Source organism: Cycloclasticus sp. P1, assembly GCF_000299965.1.
Taxonomy (GTDB): Bacteria; Pseudomonadota; Gammaproteobacteria; order Methylococcales; family Cycloclasticaceae; genus Cycloclasticus; species Cycloclasticus pugetii.
In genome coordinates this window covers 200,474-218,980 of sequence record NC_018697.1, presented here as the reverse complement: position 1 = coordinate 218,980, position 18,507 = coordinate 200,474, and the positions used below count along the sequence as shown (strand labels likewise).

Sequence of the window (18,507 nt, the reverse complement as noted above, 5' to 3'; positions counted from 1 at the left end):
GCGTGGCATCAGCCCAAACAGCTTGTAACTTTCCCGAGATACCTTCGGCTAACTAATTGATTTCATGTCGTTATGAACGATCTTATTTCTTTGTGTTACAAGAACGTGCCTGAATACAAGTTCCGTTTTTTGTTCCACTTCATCCGGTGCAAAGCTGTCAGGCAGCCCTGTCTGTTCACTCCACAAAAAGTCTTTAATTTTCACTTTAATCTCATCGCGAGTACCTTGCTTAGCTGCGAAGTTTTGTATTCGTGCCAGTTCTCCACTCACCGTCTTATACAGACCTTCCGCAACTTTCTTTATACGGTCAATTTCCTTCTTCGTTAAATCAGGTTTTAGTAGTAAATCAAACAATGCCAAAGACTCTTCCGATAAACCTTCTTTTACTGCCCGTTGCTCTTCTTCGCTCAGTTCATCGACCAGCTTAATTAAAGCCTCGAAGGTAGCTTCAATGGTTACGCGATCTTTCTCACTGTTATATTCGCCAACAATTTCTTCATAGTGCTTTTGAAAATCTGTTCGCGTTGGATTTTGCATGAGCATTTTTAGCAGCTTTTTCTCGATGATATCTTTTAAAGATTGAACAGTGGTGTTCTTGGCAGGTGATCGCTCGAATTCTTTTCTCAGTCGGTCAAAATCAATCTTGCTGATATCGTATAGTTTAGTCGGTTCTTTAACACCGCTAGTTAGTTCGATGCTTTCCTCAATAACAGCATGAAGCTCACGCATAATTTCTGAGATATCCGCCCGTTCCACATCTTCCTTCAAGCTCTTATAGATAATACTGATAGCATCGTAGGCGGCGCGATAATTGTTAATGGCCTTGATGGTTAAGCAAGCTTTGAATTTCTTGAATACTTCGCGGCAAATAATCTCGAAGCGTTTTCGGGTTTCATCATTCTGGTTGACGACTTCCTTAGCGTCTATAATCGCCTTATTGCGCTCAAAACCTGTCTTTTCAAGAACATCTTCGAGCCTGAAGTTTTGAGCACTTAAAAAAGCGCGAATAGATTCAATGGTTTCCTCTAGATCAGCCAACAGCTCTTCTTCAGGCTTAACAGGGTCAAGTTCAGGCGGTGGTTGGCCATCCCCACCGCCAACGCCTGTATGCCCTGCAAATGTGGCGAGCGCTTTGCGGAGGTTTTTAAGAATGCCGCAGTAATCAACAATCAGGCCGTTATTTTTACCTTCTGATACGCGGTTAGCACGGGCAATCGCCTGCATAAGCGTATGCGCTTTGAGAGGCTTATCCAGATATAGGGTAGACATCGTAGGCACGTCAAAGCCTGTCAGCCACATGGCGCAAACAATCGCGACGCGGAATGGATGCTCCTCTTTCTTAAATGCGCTCTCCATATCCAGGCGTTTACCGTCAGCCGTTTCGAAGCCTTCTTTGATGAGCTTGCGGTGCGGCGTAATATCCAAGCCCCATTTGCGGAACTTATCGACTTCGCCTTGCTCTTCGCTGACGACGACAGCCACGATAGTTTCACGCATATAAGAGAGCTTGCGCTCCATATCCATGATTGCTTGTTCATCAGATATCTTGTTCAGCTCTTTTTCTAACTTAACTATTTTTGCCTGCCACTTTTCGAGAATAATCTCCTGCATGCGAACGCAAGTAACCTTGTCGATGCAAACCATCATCGCTTTACCGTTTTCCCAGCCGGTGCTGTAATGCTCGACAAAATCCTCGGCTATTTGATCCAAGCGGCTTTGGGCGGTAATGAGGTGATAGTCGCGCTTCAACTCTCGCTCTAAGCGCTCAGTAACGTCCTGATCATCTGTTTCAAACTCTTCCAGCTTAGCCGCAATTTTCTCGTTGAGATCTTCGGTAGCTAAGCCGAGTTTTTCACCCCTAGCATCGTAGTAAAGCGGCACGGTCGCCCTATCTTCGACGGCTCTTTGGAAATCGTAGGTGGAAATATAATCCCCGAATACGCGGCGGGTGATTTCATCATCTTTGAAAAGTGGCGTTCCGGTAAAACCGATATAGCTGGCATTAGGCAGTGCGTTGCGCAAGTTTAATGACAGGCGGCCATATTGGGTGCGGTGGGCTTCATCGGTGATGACGATAATGTCGTCACGGTCTGAATAGGGTTCGTTGGGGTCAACGTCTTTATTGAATTTTTGCACCAGCGTAAACACATAGGCTTTATGCTGATTGAGTAATTCTTTTAAATGATTGCCCGATCCCGCACGGCAAGGGTCTTGATCATTATCGACTAGGCCACAACCTGCAAAGGTGTTGTAGATTTGCTTATCCAAATCGTCACGGTCGGTACAAATCAGGAAGGTAAAATTACCACCAAGCTTTCGATGAATCTTTCTGGCAAAGAAAACGATGGAATAGGATTTACCCGAGCCTTGTGTATGCCAGAACACGCCAAGTTTACCTTGCCGTTCTTCGCGATTCTTCACGGCTTCGATTGAACGGTTTACACCAATAAACTGATGGTTACGGGCGACAATCTTGACCAGCTTGCCTTTGCTTTCATCAAAAAGCGTATAGTTTTCAAATAGGTCGAGAAAATCGCGCTTGTTACAGATACCTTTGAGCAAGGTCTCCATATCCACCACGCCGGGATCATCTTCAGCTAAACGCTTCCAATCATTAAAGTGGTCAAACTTGCTCGAGATTGAACCAACTTTGGCATCCACGCCATTGCCTAAAATCACAAAGGCATTGTGGTGGAACAGGTGAGGGATAGTGTCTTTATAATCAGACAGGTTTTGCTCATAAGCATGACGGATGTCTTTGTGAATGGTCTTGCACTCGATAAACATCAAGGGAAGGCCATTTACAAAACCAACAATGTCAGCACGGCGGCGATATATATCGCCCCGCACCCATAACTCACGCACGCAAAGGAAGTGGTTGTTTTCAGGGGTGTCGAAATCAAAGACTTTAAGGCGCTTTTTCTCTAGCTCGCCTTTGGCATTGCGGAACTGAACCAGCACGCCATTTTTAACGCGCTCATACTGTTCAAAATTGATTTGCAGGGTATTTTCGGTAACAGGCGCTTCGGTGATTTGTCGCAATGCATCCTGATAAGCGGCATCAGGCAGGCCAGGATTAAATTTAACAAGCGCTTCGCCAAGATAGCGAGTGAGTACAACTTCCTTATCACTCAACCTGCCGAGCGTACCTTCATTGCCGAAGGTCTCGTTGTTATAGGCAAAGATACTTTCCCATCCGAGCTGTTCTTCCAGATAATCTGCCGTAGTTGCCTGGACCAGTGTATCTTCATTGAGCGGAGCCATCATACTTTAATCTCCCCATTCATGAGTCTAGGAAGGAGGAGATCGCGAGCACGAATAAGGTTTTTGTTCTGCTCTACTAAGTTTGATATTTGCTTGATATTAGATGAAATAATGTCTTGAAATTCTGATTGCAATGAAGATGCTGGGCTCAGAACATTCAGCGCACCAACCAAGTCACGCTTTAACTCCTTCTGATTTGTTGCACCTTCTCCCATACCTTCAAATATGGTTTCCAATTCCATCAAACAATAACCAAACCAGTAGGAACATATATCTGCATTTGGTCTTACTATGGTTACATGTGTATCAACGGTACAATCTTTTATATCAATCCAGCATTGTGCGACACGTCCTAGAGTCCCTGTGCCTGTAGAGTTAATTAGAACATCACCATTTTGTACTAATTTTTCTTTCTTAAAATCTTTTGATTGCCGCCTAATCAAATCTAGTGATAATGCTCTATTTCTTATACATTTTTGGTTAATAACAATGTACTTACCTTCGTCATCATATTTAGGCGTCATTCCGCGAGACAAGAAAGAGCTTATTTCTGATATCGTTTTTTTCTCCCACCCCTCCGGTACGCCATCAATAATTTTGACATGCTCATGACCGGGGAAGCGGAAACGCACAAACCATTCTTTGTAAAGCTGCCGCGCAGATTCCTCTAATAACTCAATCCGGCGCTTGTTGTTTTCGATGAGGTCGTCGTAACTTTGTACTATATCAACAATTTTTTTCTGCACATCTAGGGGGGGATTACTAACGGGAAAAGTTTTAATTTTATATAATCCTAACTTTCCTTGAGCAGCACCAGAAGCAATAAAAGCAAGTCGCTTTTTACATCGTTCAGTAGATAAATATAACTTCAAAAAATAAGGGTTAAATTTTGACTTATCTACTACAAGTTTAGCTGCGTTCTCTGTTAAATTTGCTCCATCTAAATTTTCTTGCACATATCCGGCGTCACCAACATTGGCACCCACGATGGTGATAACTACATCATCCTTGTTCACGATGTATCTTTTTATTTGGTTATGCGTTTCTTCAGATAAGTAAACGTGCTCTTTTAACTCTATTTTGCCTCCACCAATATCCCTGGCTCTTATGTATGGATATGGTGTTGGGTGCGAAATAAAATCATGGCCTTTGGGAAGCCGCTTGCCGCCCTTGACCTGCGCTATATCTTCTATGGCAACATTTCCCCAACTCATACCCCCAACTCCTCAAAATTCTTTTGGATTTGGGCTGCGAGGGTTACGGCTTCTTCGTTCAGTCCTTTTAGTTCAATATGAATATCACGCAGAGTTTCTTCAAAATCGAAATTTTCGTCCTCAACCTCTGGCGCAACGCCCACATAGCGCCCAGGCGTTAAGCTCCAGTCATTGGCTTTGATTTCTTCTATATCCACCAGCTTAACCAGGCCTTCGACATCACAAAGCGTGGCCTCTGGAAAACGCTCTTGCAACCAGTGGGCTTGCTTAAAGATATAGCGCACCTGTTTTAGTTGTTCGACGGCGGCTTTGCGTTGTTCGTCCAACGCTTTGATCAGTTTGTTTAAGCCCTTCTCTCCGCTGTCTTTCGCTTGTTTTTCGACAAATTTGTAAAGCTGGTCAATTTGTTTGATCAGATCACGGCTGGTTTCCGCCAATGGCTCCAGTTTTTCGGCGGCGGCTTTAAGGCCTGCTTTGTCCTTGTTTGATTTTTCCCAAGCTGCGTTTTCAGCATCAATGCTGGATTCGAACGCCTTGATGTCTTGACCCAATAGCTCAAAGGCCTTTGTAGTTTCTTCGTCAATCTCCGGCAATTTTCCCATCAAGCCATCGAGTGCTGCGATAAATTCATCCATTGGCTCTTTAGCCGCTTTGGCATCATCCAGCGTGCGTTGCAGATAGCTTTCTACCAACTCCAGGAAACGGTCTTGCTGACCACGATAGAGCCAAACGATAGCGGTGAGATTAGCGAGTTGCTCGGGGGAAAAATCATAAATCTTGCGGGTGACTTTGGTGAAGACGTTGCGTGCATCCAGCATTAACACTTTATCTTTCATAGTTGCTGGTTTGTTTTTATTTAAAAACCAAAGCTCACAGGGAACGGTACGGGTATAAAAGAAGTTGGAGCGGATGGCCACCATTGCGCCAACATGACCGGACTCAACCAGCTTACGACGCACCTCGGCTTCTTGTCCGCCGGCGCTGGAAGCCTGGGAGGACATAACAAAGCCTGCGCGGCCTTGTTCATTCAAGTAGCTGTAGAAGTAAGAAATCCAAAGGTAGTTGCCGTTGGATACCGCCCCCTTTTTGTTTACCCCCGGTAAGCCGAATGGCAAGCGCGGGTCATTTTTGATTTTCTCTGCGTCCACATCATCGACGTTGAAGGGCGGGTTCGCCATGACGAAGTGGGCTTTACCGAGGAAATCGTGAGGGTCTTCGTAATAGGAAATGGCCTTTTGGATTTTTCCCTCTAAGCCATGAACCGCCAGGTTCATTTTGGCGAGACGAATGGTGGTGGGGTTTTTCTCTGCTCCATAGAAGGTGGCGACGTCTTGCGGGCTCTTGTGCATCTTTTCGATAAAATGGGCGCTCTGCACAAACATACCGCCAGAACCGCAAGCGGGGTCGATGACCGAGCCATGATCAGGCTCGATAAAGTTCACGATCATCTGCACCAATGAGACAGGCGTGAAGAATTCGCCGCCATCATGGGCGCTTTGGTTGGCAAACTGGGTGAGGAAGTATTCGTAAATACGCCCGAAGATATCGCCAGTGGCCTTTTTGAGGGCTGGGTCGTTAAAGGTGCGCAGCAGGTTACCCAGAACGTCGTTATCCAGCTCCTGGTATTCCGTTTTGGGTAGAACACCTTTTAGGGTTTCGTAGTCATCCTCGATAGCATCCATCGCACTAATAACGGCTTGGGCACGGTCTTCGCTATCCGGCAGGTTTACGAGGTGATCGAACTGGGCTTCGGGCTTGAGGAAAATAGCGCCCTTACTGGAAAAGTCTTCTTTGGTCAGCGGGCGTGTCACACCACCACGCGATGGCAAAGAGGCTTCGATTTCAGGCTTCACCGACAAGTAGCGACTGTAAGCATGGCGAAGGAAGATCAGCCCCATAACGGGCATGAAGTATTCGTTGCTGGCGTAGTTACTGTTTGCGCGAAGATTGTCAGCGCTGCCCCAGAGGCGTTTTTCGATTGCTTCTATATTTACTAGCTGTGCCATTAGGCCTTTACTCCGTTTCTTTCTTTTTCTGTTCTTCAATCCATCGCTCAATATCTGCTGCTTTAAAACGCCAGCTTCCACCGACTTTAAAGCCAGGTAATTTGCCCTCAGCGGCTAGTCGATATGCGGTTTTCTCTGCTAACTTGAGATAGTCAGCCACCTCTTTCAAGGTCATAATTTCATCGGACATAGTTTTACCTACTATGAGGTTATAGGTGAGAATATGAGAAAATTGGGGAATGAGCAAGCTGAAGCTGACTCTGAAAGGCTCGGTAACATACTAAAGTCTGTCGTTAATTTAGAAGTCCCCGAGCTTTTTTTACGCAGAATCTGAGGTTAAATCCAATGACAGCACGATCGCGTCTTCTTTACCATCGGCGGCTGGGTAATAGTTTTTACGTTTGCCAATTTTTTTAAAACCGGCGGTTTTATAGAGTTGAACGGCTGCTGTATTGGAGGGTCGTACTTCCAAGAAAACACTGTTTGCATTTTTTTTCTTCGCGATAATCAGCACTTCTTTTAGAAATTGTCGACCTAATCCTTTGCCTTGGTAGGTAGGGTCCAAGCATATATTTAAGATATGCGCTTCGCCAACTGCGACTGATAAAATAACATAGCCTACGAACTGACCGTCTTTAATAAAGGCCCAATTTGAATAGCCAATTTTTAAACAGTCTTTGAAGATGCCTTCACTCCAAGGGTAGCTATACATTTGCCGCTCAATTGTCAGAACTTTGGGAATATCGTGTGTTTTTAATGGGCGTAAATAATCCGCTTGAGGGTTAGTTAAACTCAGCAACGATTTTAATTTGGCTAACATCAAGCCTTGTTAACCAGCGTTCTTGCCAGTTGTATATCGTCCCAAGCTTGCCTTTTGGCTGAAGGTGTTTTTAATAAATCGCGTGGGTGACAACTGACCACTATTGGTGTGGGCACATCATCAACCTTATGCACTGTTCCTGTTAGGTGGCTTAACGATTCGTTTGATTTTAGTAAGCTTTGTGCTGCCTTTTCACCCAATACAAAGACAAGCTGTGGTTTTACCAATTCTATTTGACGAATCAAGTAAGCTCGGCACGATAATAACTCGACCTTTTCCGCTTCAACATTAGCTGAACGACACTTAACACTGTTTGTTAAATGAACTGTCGATTTTTTAACCCCGACCGCCAATAACATTTCTGATAATAAGTGAGCCACGTCACCAGTTAATGGCCGCCCTTCTCTATCATCTTGTTGTGTTGGAAAGTCACCAACGATGAGCCAGTCGGCGTGCATTGGGCCATCGCTAAACACTAGCTGGTTCCTAACAGCTGAAGCCTCACAACGTTGGCAGTTTGACGCTATTTCGTAAAGCTCTTGAAGGGTGTTTGCTGTAACGTCGTCACTGACTTCTTCGGCGATTACCTGTTCTTGCCTGCTCCTCTCTTGCCAAACTTGAACGCCCATCAGATCCAAGTAGGCTAGCTGCCTATTGGATGTTGTCATTCAGTTTTATCGCGTTGTGTTCGGCGCAATAAGCGCATCGTTAGTACTAGTCCAGATAAGGCATACACTAAACACATAATAAATAATATTAACGGAGGCGCAGCATAGATTAAGGCTAAAACCAGCATAACAATCACGGCAACGACAAAAGGCACCTTGCCCGTAAAATTAAGCTCTTTGAAACTATGGTAACGAATGTTACTAACCATTAATAAACCCGCACATAAGGTGACTGTTAGTAAGCCTGCCGTCGCCGCGGTGCCTGTTAATTGGTAGTCTTCCATTAACCACACATAGCCGGCCACTAGGGCAGCGGCAGCTGGGCTGGCTAACCCTTGAAAGTAGCGTTTATCAGCAATGTTATGCTGAACATTAAAGCGTGCTAAACGTAATGCACCACACGTTGCATATACAAAGGCTACCATCCAACCAAACTTGCCTAAGGACGACAGCCCCCACGAATAAGCAACTGCTGCAGGTGCCACACCAAATGAAACCAAGTCAGCCAAGCTATCGTATTGTGCACCAAACTCGCTTTGAGTATTGGTCATGCGTGCAACACGGCCATCAAGGCCATCGAGCACCATGGCAATAAAAATAGCAATAACAGCTATTTCAAAATGGCCATTAACTGCGCCTGTAATCGCATAAAAGCCAGCAAACAAGGCGCTGGTTGTAAATAAGTTTGGCAGTAAATACAGCCCTTTGGATGGAGGGGGTGTTTGTTTCATCAAGTACTAACTCCGTTGGTTGTATTTTTAGTATAGCCTAGCATCATCTATATGATGACAAAAAAAAGCGACCGTTAAAACGGCCGCTTTTGTAGTCTTTAAAAAACGACCTAGTTTTTAGTTTTATCAACTAAAGCATTGGCAGTAATCCATGGCATCATTTCACGTAATTTTCCGCCAACTTGCTCAATTTGGTGTGCCGCATTATTTCTGCGGTTTGCTGTCATTGATGGGTAGTTAGTCGCCCCTTCAACAATAAACTGTTTAGCATACTCACCATTTTGAATGTTTCTTAACGTTTCACGCATTGCTTCACGAGATTCGTCATTGATCACTTTCTTACCGGTTACATACTCACCATACTCAGCATTGTTTGAGATCGAGTAGTTCATGTTAGCAATGCCACCTTCGTACATTAAATCCACAATCAGTTTTAACTCATGCAAACATTCAAAGTACGCCATTTCTGGTGCATAGCCGGCTTCAACCAATGTTTCAAAACCCATTTTAACAAGTTCAACCGTACCACCACATAAAACAGCTTGCTCACCGAATAGGTCAGTTTCTGTTTCATCTTTAAAGGTTGTTTCGATAATACCTGTACGACCGCCGCCAATTGCTGATGCGTATGACAAGGCGATATTTTTAGCTTTGCCAGATGCATCTTGGAAAACAGCAATCAAATCGGGAATACCACCAGCGTTTTTAAATTCGTTACGTACGGTATGTCCAGGCGCTTTAGGTGCAATCATAATCACATCTAAGTCAGCACGTGGTACCACTTGGTTATAATGAATAGCAAAACCGTGTGCAAATGCTAATGCAGCACCTTGCTTAATATTTGGCTCAATTTCTTCTTTATATAACTGAGATTGAAATTCGTCCGGAGTCAAAATCATTACTAAGTCAGCAGATGCTACCGCTTCAGCCACTTCTTTAACCGCTAGGCCAGCTTCTTGTGCTTTAGCCACTGAACTTGAGCTAGCTCTTAAACCAACAACAACATTAACGCCAGAATCTTTTAGGTTATTTGCATGCGCATGGCCTTGTGAACCATAACCAATAACAGCTACTGTCATTCCTTTAATGATTGAAAGGTCCGCGTCTTTATCGTAGTAAATATTCATCTTTTTCCTTAATTTTATTAAAATTTAACCGTCCTGCCTGCGCAAGACGCCGCACTTAACTTGTTACAGCGTTAACGATCTCTCACCACGAGACAAACCGATGACACCGGTCCGAACAACATCAATAACTTCATTTTCCAATGAAGACAAGAAATCATCCAACCAAGCTTTTTCGCCTGATAATTCAACAATCAAATAGCCATCCGTTTCATCGGTAATACGGGCTGATGAATCGGCGCCTAAACTGTCAATTTTTTGCAACATGGCATCATTCTTTTTCACCTTCAGCAAAACTAGCTCGCGTTCTAATGAAAAGGACTCTGATAAATCAATTAACTTCACCACATCAATTAATTTATTCAGTTGCTTTTTAATTTGCTCAATTGTCTCATCATTGCCAACGGTTACCAATGTTAGTCGAGACAAGGTAGGGTCTTGAGTCGGTGCAACCGTTAAGGACTCAATGTTGTAAGCTCTAGCAGAAAACAAGCCTGAAACACGCGACAAAGCACCGGCTTCATTTTCCAATAAGACTGAAATAATATGCTGACGACTCATGCCAATATCCTTTTATACTTTGAGTTTGGCGCCATTACCATATCGTTATGAGCTTTACCTGCCTCAATCATTGGATATACGTTTTCTTCTGTATCTGTTAAAAAGTCTAGAAAAACCGTACGATCTTTCATCGCAAAGGCTTCCCTTAGCGCCGGCTCTACATCTTCTTTTTTAGTCACTTGAATACCCACATGACCATACGCTTCTGCTAACTTTTTAAAGTCTGGTAATGCTTCAAGGTAAGAATGTGAATAACGACTTTTATAAGTGAACTCTTGCCACTGACGCACCATGCCTAGATAACCATTGTTTAAGTTAATCACTTTCACGGGAGTATCGTATTGCAACATGGTCGATAACTCTTGCAGGCACATTTGTATGCTTCCTTCGCCGGTTACACAAGCAACATCAGCCTCTGGGTTAGCAAACTTTACACCCATCGCCGCCGGCAAACCAAAACCCATTGTTCCTAAGCCACCAGAATTGATCCAACGACGAGGTTTATCAAACGGGTAGAATTGTGCGGCAAACATTTGGTGCTGGCCCACGTCCGATGTTACAAAGGCTTCACCGTTCGTTACCTTGTACAGTTGCTCGATAACATATTGTGGTTTGATAGTGCCGCTGTTCTTATCGTATGCCATGCAATCTACTGCACGCCATTCGTCTATTTGTCGCCACCAATCAGCAATACGCTCACGATCAAAGGTTTCACCTAAACTCTCTATTTGTGCAAGCATGTCTAATACAACAGGTTTTACCTGTCCAACAATAGGCACATCAACCGTAATGGTTTTAGAAATAGAGGCCGGATCCACATCAATATGAATAATTTTGGCATTTGGGCAAAACTCGGCAATTTTACCTGTTACCCGATCGTCAAACCGAGCGCCGATAGCAATAATTAAATCACTATCATGCATTGCCATATTCGCTTCGTAAGTACCATGCATACCCAGCATTCCTATAGACTGCGGGTCTGTGCCTGGAAAAGCCCCTAAGCCCATTAAGGTCTGAGTAACAGGGAAATTCAACGTTTTACAAAGCCGTCTAAATTCTTCGCTAGCTTCACCTAAAATAACGCCACCACCACTGTATATTACAGGGCGTTTAGCTGCTTTAATCAGTTCAATTGCTTTTCTTGTTTGACCAATATTGCCACTAATTATTGGTTTATAAGAACGCATGACTACTTCTTCAGGATACTGGTAAGGCACCTTAATATCAGGGTCTGTTATATCTTTAGGGATATCAACCACAACAGGGCCTGGACGACCTGACATAGCCAAATAAAACGCCTTTTTCATCGTTTCAGCAATATCGGCAACATCCTTTACCAAGAAATTATGTTTTACACACGGGCGAGTAATACCGACCGTATCAACTTCTTGAAAAGCATCGGTACCAATAACTGCTCGAGGCACTTGCCCAGTGATCACCACCAGAGGAATTGAGTCCATATAGGCTGTAGCAATGCCGGTTACTGCATTTGTTGCACCGGGGCCAGAGGTTACAAGTACCACACCAGGCTTACCTGACGAGCGCGCATAACCATCGGCCGCATGAGTAGCACCTTGCTCATGGCGGACCAACACGTGTTTCACATCTTCTTGCTTAAAAATAGCATCATATATATGTAATACGCACCCACCAGGGTACCCAAACACGTATTCCACACCCTCATCTTTTAAGGATTGGATGACGATTTCACCGCCACTTAGCTCCACAATGATTCTCCAAAATTCAACTGATTTGATTCGATCTAAAATAAATTCGATTACAACATGAAATCGAACTGGACAAAATACTAACTTTTGTGCATTTGGTCAAGCTCTTTCATTAGTCACACAGTGCTATATACTTAACCAAAAGACACTAATCCTACATAATCATAAGGACTTCCCTATGTATCGCGCTTTGATGTTTTGTTCTTGCTTACTTTTTGCTCAATTTGCTTATTCGGCCATTTACCAGTGGGTTGACCACCAAGGTAACACTCACTATAGCCAGCATCCGCCAGCTGACAAATCCATTTCAACTCAAAACATTACTGTCACGAAAAAACCTGTCGCCGATGCTAAAAAAAACCAACAATCAATTCAAGATAGTGCCAATGAAATAGCCAAATCTAATGCTGAACGTCAAGCTGCTCGTGACAAACTGCAACAACAGGCTGAGGAAAACAAGCGCCTCCAGGAAAGCTGCGAGGCCAGCAAAAAGAGCCTTATTGAATTAGATTACGGCGGTAACCGTTTGTACAAAGACACTGAAGGGAACTATTCTCGCTTCACTGACGAAGATAAAAACAAACAGCGCGAACAACTTAACGACTTTATCAACAAGAACTGTCGCTAAATCACCGCACTGTGAATTTATTTTGTTTTTCTTTCCTTAGCCAACAGGTAATCCATAATCTTCAACATGTTCTGGTAACTCTTCGCCATTGACCCTGTGATAAGGTATTTACCTTCAACCACTATAGCCGGTACGCCTGTTACGCCATAACGGTCAACCATATCCTTCGCTCTTGCTACTTTTGTATTTACAATAAAGGAATGGTAGGTCTTTTTAAATAACGCCTCATCTATTCCATACTTCGTATAAAAGTTAGCCAGTTGATTGACTGTATTAATGACTGCCTTTTCTGCATGCATAGCATGAAATAACGCACCATGTGACTCATCTAATACGCCTAAGATATCGGCTGCGAAGTAGGCTCGTGCATGTCGCTCCCACTGTTCATTGAAAACCGCAGGCAAGCGAGCAAAATTTACGTCGGCAGGAAGGCTTGCTACCCAAGGATCTAATGTAGGCTCAAAGTGGTAACAATGCGGACAGCCATACCAAAAGATTTCCAATACTTCGAGGCGGCTTGAATCATCTGTGGGTTGAGCAGGTTTAATCAGCTGATAATCAACACCTTCTTTAAACTCAACGTCTGCGGCAAAAGAAGAACCTGCTGATATAAAAAAAATACTCAATAAGACCAATAGTTTATTCATTATTCTCTCCTAAAATTGATAACGCTAAAGTTCGCCGTATGAATGCAAACCAGACAAGAACATATTGACACCCAAAAAGGCAAACAAGGTAACAAACAAACCAACAATGGCCCATGCAGCCATCGGTTTTCCACGCCAACCTTTTGTTAACCTCATATGTAACCAAGCTGCATAATTCAACCAAACAATTAAGGCCCAAGTTTCTTTAGGGTCCCAAGACCAATAACCACCCCATGCTTCAGCCGCCCATAACGCGCCTAAAATGGTCGCCAAGGTAAAAAATGCAAACCCTAGAGCGATGGATTTATACATAAGGTCATCAAGAATATCTAACGCAGGCAAGGCCATTGCAATACTATTCGAGTTAAGTCGTTCCGCTCTGACACGAATTAAATAGGCAGTTGCTACCATAGCAGCTAAGGCAAACGCACCGTAACCAACGAAGTTGGCTGGCACATGAATTTTCATCCAATAGCTCTGTAAGGCCGGCACTAATGGTTGAATATCGGCGGCATCTCTATCAAACGCATACCAAAGCAAAAAGGCAACCGCTGCACTAATAATTAGCAGTACAAACCCGCCTAACATGCGTGTCTGATAACGACGCTCGTAAAACAAATACAACAAGGCCGTAATAATTGAAAATAAAATAAACACTTCATACAAATTGCTCACTGGGATATGCCCAACATCTAAGCCGATAAGGTATGACTCTCTCCAACGAACCATTAACCCAACCAAACCCATTGTTGTTGCCGACCAGGTCATCGCGCTGGCAACTTTCCCTATAAAGTCTGAACGTGCAAAAAACGCAATAAAGTAAGTAACCGTTGCAAGCACATACAGTGCGCTCATCCACATAATGGCTGATTGACTTGATACCAAAAACCGCAAAAAGAAATCCGTCTCCACATCAGTCAGCCCGTTTGTGTAGCGACTAATGCCAAAAATACTGAGTAAAAAAACTGCCAGTGACAGCCCCCTAATTTCTTTCCAATGCCAACCTAAGGCAACTAAACTGATACCGGTTGAAAATAAAATAACCTGCTCATATACATCCATTAACGAGGCATAGCTCGCATAGGCATATCCGCTGCCAAGCAACACCATAATCGCCCACACCCAATCAACTATACCGAGCCCTTTCCAAAAAGATTGCTGATCTAATTCTTGTTGCAACGCTGCATGTGTACTGTTCATATCGTTACCTTAACCTGTTAAAACACGATCAAACTGTGCTTGGATCTGTTTATATTGTTTCGAAAAGTCTAATTTATTTCTAATCGCATGACCGGCCAAAACAAACCTTAGCCCGCCATCTTTTTCTTCCAGTCGTGCCCATAACCGCTGCTGAGGGGCATAAAACATTAAGAACACCCCTAATATCAGCATCGCACAGCCCGGGTAAACTAAGTTCTTCCCTGGTGCCTTCGCAATTTGCAAGCCACTCGCTTGCAAATGGACAAAGCTAGCAAGTTGAAAATAGACTGGTGAGCCATAACGGCCAATTGCACTCATTGCAGCCGAGGCAGCATCAAAAAACTCAGCCTTTTTTTCATCTATACCTAAGCTGACATCTACGCCTTCATTCAACAATACATCAACATATACTGCGCCCAACATTTGTTGAAGCACCCTAACGTAAAGTTTGGTGACTTCTTCACGTTTATCAGCTGGTACATTTTTCTCAACATTATCGATCACGCCATCCATTCCATTTTCAATAAATAGCCCTACCAATTTAATCATCGCTTCGTTTAATTGCGCAGCATCAGTAGACGGTAAGGTCGAACCGGCAAAATTTTGCTCTGTTACTATTCTACGCAACAACTCTTCATTACCAAGCGCATGCAGATAATTCATAAACCGTTTTATACTGCCTTTATCGTCTGCGGGAATATACAAATACCTAAACTCCTCAGCCGGTGAACTACGCACCCCACTTAAATAATAATATGCACCTTCTTTTTCTACTGGCACCATATAGTTTAAATACTCTTTCGCTTCGCCCGTTTTGTCACGCATTTTAAACTGTACGCTAGGGCCTGCATTTTCAAACTTTTTATCCGCCTCAGCCGATGGATTGATATTAAATAATCGAAAATCAGATGGTTCTAGAATCCACCTCTCACCAGATAAATTTATTGGTACTTCCGCACCAACCTTAGTGTCCACCTTTTTACCTACATTACTTTCGCCGTTTAGTGGCCAAGCAAGCATTTCTAGTTTAGAGCCACCATCAGAAAAACTGGCCTGATAAATAGAATACCCATCGTAGATTAACGGATGATTAACGGAAATAGTTTGCTCTAAGGGTTGATCCAAGCGCTCGTCATAAATCACCAAATCACTTTCAAATGATTTCGGCTGACCGCTTTCATAATGCTCTATCCTAAAATCTTTAACTTCCACCGTGAAAGGCAGCTCTTGCACCAAGTAACCGTCTTTATAGTTAAGAAACAAGACATCTGTTTGACGACCTTCTGGTATCGAAACACTGCCTCTAAAAGACTGATTATTAATACCTAAGCGACTGACCTCAGGCACCTCATTGGCTACAATGTTTTGAGTTTCGGGTATGATTTGACCCAACATTTCTCGTGCTTTCAAGACTGCATTACCATCTATCAAGCCGCCAATACAGATAAGCACAATAGCTACGTGCGTTAAAATATAGCCCAGTCTGCTAGCCCCACCTTTCATACCAGCAATCAAGGTATAAGACTCACCCTCTTTCAGCCGAGCACTATAGCCATTATGTGAGAATATCTTTTGCGTAACATGCTGCACATCAGCCATCGGTTGAGGTAACGTCCAACTATAGGTGTTTGAATAATTCTCCAAGGTTTTAAGTTGGATGTTTTGCCTATATTCACGCATTTCGCGCAACATATTTGGCGCGTTTTTATAAATACAAGTACTGGTAGACAGCACCAGAAAAAGCAAAATAAATAAAAACCAACTGGACGAATAAACATCATAGAGCCCAAGTTGATTAAACACATCAAACCAAAAGGGTCCAAATTTTATTATATAGTCTGTGTATGACTGGTTTTGCTGTAAAACCGTCCCAATAATGGCCGCTATAGATAGCGCCACTAAAAGGGTTATCGCCAAGTTCATCGACCCCATAAACTTCAACAACAAGGCTGAGGTTCTAACTGACGAAGTACTTGTCGCTGGTTGTGGATTTTTCATAAGAAATTTTAGGCTGCGCTTGCGCAAGCACTAAGCTAATAGCAAAAAGGGGCAGCAAACTGCCCCTTTTTGCAGAAAAAACGTTCGTTTAGTGCAAACCAGAAATATATGATGAAACTGCTTCAATTTCTTTATTGTTCATCCGACCAGCAATGTCACGCATCATTGCTTGATGATCGTTATTTCGTGTTTCTGCTTTGAAATCCTTCAGCGCTTTAGATAAATAAGCTGCGTGCTGACCGCCAATACGTGGGAAACGCGCTGGCGCACTACCTGCCCCATTAGGGCCATGACATGCAATACAAGCCGGTAAACCATTATCAACCTTTCCAGCACGGTATATCTTTTCGCCCAGCTTAATTTTATCTGCGCTAGCCGCCTCAACCGTTGACGGCACGCTGGCAAAGTAAGCCGCTAAATTTTCAATATCAACATCTGTCAAACCGGCAACCATTGGCGCCATTGTTGGGTCATTTCGTTTTTTACTTCGAAAGTCGTGCAGTTCTTTTTCAATATAATAAGCATGCTGCCCCGCTAACTTTGGCCACATCGGATTGGAGCTGATGCCATTTTGACCGTGGCAAGCCGCGCAAACTGCTGCACTCGCCTTGCCGGCTTCAATATCACCAACGGCAAAAGCATTCGTTGATACTAAGGCAGTAAAAAAACAAACCAATAATATGTTCAATTTCATCATCATTCCAAGCCTACTTATTTATTTAATTCCAGCATAATATGCCGCAAGATTCGCCACGTCATCGTCAGTTAAAGCACTAACCATCGCCTGCATTGAAGGGTCTTTGCGCACGCCTGAACGAAAGTTGTTTATTTGCTTTACCAAGTACTGTTCTTTTTGACCCGCTAAATTAGGGTAAATACCCATAGGACTAATGCCAGCCACACCATGGCAAGCCGCACATTGCGCTGATTTTGCTTTACCTGCTGCCGCATCACCCGCCCATGATTGACCAGTAATTGATAGCAGTAAAACGGCTATCGCCAGTAACACCTTATTCATCTTTATTTCTCCAATATATTTAGCTTAACGCTAGACTAGCGCGTAATTTTACAATAAATTTAATTGAATTTAGTATTTTTCTAAGTGATTTGTTGTTATCCCCACTGCAAATTGCTTGCTCCGGTACAATAAACAAATTTATCGCTTGGCTTGTAACATGAACCCTCTTTATCACCGCGCAGAATACTTACTAAACGCTCCCAACCTCAAAACAACTCCTAAAGGGGTTGAATATGAGGTGGCCTTTGCTGGTAGATCTAATGCTGGAAAATCCAGCGCCATCAACACATTGACCAATCAAAAAAGCCTCGCCAGAACCAGCAAAACGCCCGGCAGAACTCAACAACTTGTCTATTTTAAGCTTGATGATCAGCGCTGTCTTGTTGATTTACCCGGCTATGGCTTCGCTAAAGTCCCGCCTAAAATTCAGCAACAGTGGCAAACTGAGCTTGAGCGCTACCTAGAAAAAAGGCAGGCACTGCACGGTCTGGTTTTACTCGTCGATATCCGCCGCTCTTTAGGTGAGTACGATAGGCAAATGATTGACTATGCTACTCATCTAAATTTGGACGTCTTTGTAGCCCTAACCAAGGCCGACAAACTTAATCGAAATAACGCTAAAAACACTTTATTTGCCGTTCAAAAACAACTTAAAGATTCACCTGGAAATGTACAAGTTGAGCTATTTTCTTCGCTAAAAAAAGAAGGTGTCGAACAACTACATAACTGGTTGGATGAGCACCTTAATGTACAAAAATAATAGGCAAAAAAAAGCTCTAGAACCATACAAATAGCCTAGAGCCTTATAAAACCCCGGTTATTGCTAACCGGAAACTTGCTCAAGGGGAGGGGAAGTTTATGAGCAAGTATATCTTTACAGATACAACTAAATAGACTGCGC

17 protein-coding genes are annotated in these 18,507 nt (G+C 43.3%); 2 read left to right on the top strand and 15 right to left on the bottom strand.

The genetic code is table 11. The features are described 5' to 3' along the window. Positions 1 to 48: 48 nt before the first annotated feature. The 10 genes from Q91_RS01080 to Q91_RS01035 form a co-directional block, all read right to left on the bottom strand. The gene (locus Q91_RS01080) at positions 49 to 3,267 is read right to left on the bottom strand and encodes a type I restriction endonuclease subunit R (protein ID WP_015005028.1); all 3,219 of its coding nucleotides are present in this window, start codon (positions 3,265 to 3,267) and stop codon (positions 49 to 51) included. Next, positions 3,264 to 4,478: a restriction endonuclease subunit S gene (locus tag Q91_RS11405; protein WP_015005027.1), complete on the bottom strand. Its 1,215-nt coding sequence runs from the start codon at positions 4,476 to 4,478 to the stop codon at positions 3,264 to 3,266. Before Q91_RS11405 ends, Q91_RS01080 begins: the two co-directional genes overlap by 4 nt. Then, the gene (locus Q91_RS01070) at positions 4,475 to 6,484 is read right to left on the bottom strand and encodes an N-6 DNA methylase (protein ID WP_015005026.1); all 2,010 of its coding nucleotides are present in this window, start codon (positions 6,482 to 6,484) and stop codon (positions 4,475 to 4,477) included. Before Q91_RS01070 ends, Q91_RS11405 begins: the two co-directional genes overlap by 4 nt. A 7-nt stretch (positions 6,485 to 6,491) precedes the next feature. Beyond that, positions 6,492 to 6,674: a helix-turn-helix domain-containing protein gene (locus Q91_RS01065; protein ID WP_015005025.1), complete on the bottom strand. Its 183-nt coding sequence runs from the start codon at positions 6,672 to 6,674 to the stop codon at positions 6,492 to 6,494. Positions 6,675 to 6,803: 129 nt separating this feature from the next. Beyond that, positions 6,804 to 7,304: a ribosomal protein S18-alanine N-acetyltransferase gene (gene rimI / locus Q91_RS01060; RefSeq protein ID WP_015005024.1), complete on the bottom strand. Its 501-nt coding sequence runs from the start codon at positions 7,302 to 7,304 to the stop codon at positions 6,804 to 6,806. Then, entirely contained in the window at positions 7,304 to 7,972 is a 669-nt protein-coding gene (locus tag Q91_RS01055; RefSeq protein WP_015005023.1) for a uracil-DNA glycosylase family protein, read from the bottom strand. The genes rimI and Q91_RS01055 overlap by 1 nt, the downstream gene beginning before the upstream one ends. Then, positions 7,969 to 8,703 (bottom strand): CDP-diacylglycerol--serine O-phosphatidyltransferase, encoded by a 735-nt coding sequence (gene pssA / locus Q91_RS01050; protein ID WP_015005022.1) that lies wholly within the window; start codon positions 8,701 to 8,703, stop codon positions 7,969 to 7,971. The genes Q91_RS01055 and pssA overlap by 4 nt, the downstream gene beginning before the upstream one ends. 110 nt (positions 8,704 to 8,813) lie before the next feature. Beyond that, the gene (ilvC, locus tag Q91_RS01045) at positions 8,814 to 9,830 is read right to left on the bottom strand and encodes a ketol-acid reductoisomerase (RefSeq protein WP_015005021.1); all 1,017 of its coding nucleotides are present in this window, start codon (positions 9,828 to 9,830) and stop codon (positions 8,814 to 8,816) included. A 63-nt stretch (positions 9,831 to 9,893) separates the two neighbouring features. After that, entirely contained in the window at positions 9,894 to 10,388 is a 495-nt protein-coding gene (ilvN, locus tag Q91_RS01040) for an acetolactate synthase small subunit (protein WP_015005020.1), read from the bottom strand. Further along, complete coding sequence (locus Q91_RS01035; RefSeq protein WP_015005019.1) at positions 10,385 to 12,115, bottom strand: acetolactate synthase 3 large subunit; 1,731 nt, start codon at positions 12,113 to 12,115, stop codon at positions 10,385 to 10,387. Before Q91_RS01035 ends, ilvN begins: the two co-directional genes overlap by 4 nt. Positions 12,116 to 12,293: 178 nt before the next feature. On the opposite strand from Q91_RS01035, the gene Q91_RS01030 reads away from it, so the two are divergent. Further along, the gene (locus Q91_RS01030) at positions 12,294 to 12,743 is read left to right on the top strand and encodes a DUF4124 domain-containing protein (protein ID WP_015005018.1); all 450 of its coding nucleotides are present in this window, start codon (positions 12,294 to 12,296) and stop codon (positions 12,741 to 12,743) included. Positions 12,744 to 12,760: 17 nt separating this feature from the next. Here the strand turns inward: Q91_RS01030 and Q91_RS01025 are convergent, their stop codons facing one another. The 5 genes from Q91_RS01025 to Q91_RS01005 form a co-directional block, all read right to left on the bottom strand. Further along, on the bottom strand, positions 12,761 to 13,390 hold the full coding sequence (locus Q91_RS01025) for a thiol:disulfide interchange protein DsbA/DsbL (protein ID WP_015005017.1): 630 nt from the start codon (positions 13,388 to 13,390) through the stop codon (positions 12,761 to 12,763). A gap of 24 nt (positions 13,391 to 13,414) precedes the next feature. Further along, positions 13,415 to 14,590 carry a c-type cytochrome biogenesis protein CcsB gene (ccsB, locus tag Q91_RS01020; protein ID WP_015005016.1) on the bottom strand — a complete coding sequence of 392 codons (1,176 nt, stop codon included), beginning with the start codon at positions 14,588 to 14,590 and terminating at the stop codon, positions 13,415 to 13,417. A 9-nt stretch (positions 14,591 to 14,599) separates the two neighbouring features. Further along, entirely contained in the window at positions 14,600 to 16,588 is a 1,989-nt protein-coding gene (locus Q91_RS01015) for a cytochrome c biogenesis protein ResB (RefSeq protein WP_015005015.1), read from the bottom strand. A gap of 88 nt (positions 16,589 to 16,676) precedes the next feature. After that, the gene (locus Q91_RS01010; RefSeq protein ID WP_015005014.1) at positions 16,677 to 17,288 is read right to left on the bottom strand and encodes a cytochrome c; all 612 of its coding nucleotides are present in this window, start codon (positions 17,286 to 17,288) and stop codon (positions 16,677 to 16,679) included. A gap of 15 nt (positions 17,289 to 17,303) precedes the next feature. After that, positions 17,304 to 17,606, bottom strand: a complete 303-nt coding sequence (locus tag Q91_RS01005) for a cytochrome c (RefSeq protein WP_015005013.1) — start codon at positions 17,604 to 17,606, stop codon at positions 17,304 to 17,306. A 157-nt stretch (positions 17,607 to 17,763) separates the two neighbouring features. Here Q91_RS01005 and yihA point away from each other — a divergent pair, with 157 nt between their 5' ends. Beyond that, on the top strand, positions 17,764 to 18,366 hold the full coding sequence (yihA, locus tag Q91_RS01000; RefSeq protein ID WP_015005012.1) for a ribosome biogenesis GTP-binding protein YihA/YsxC: 603 nt from the start codon (positions 17,764 to 17,766) through the stop codon (positions 18,364 to 18,366). The last annotated feature ends 141 nt before the right edge of the window (positions 18,367 to 18,507 follow it).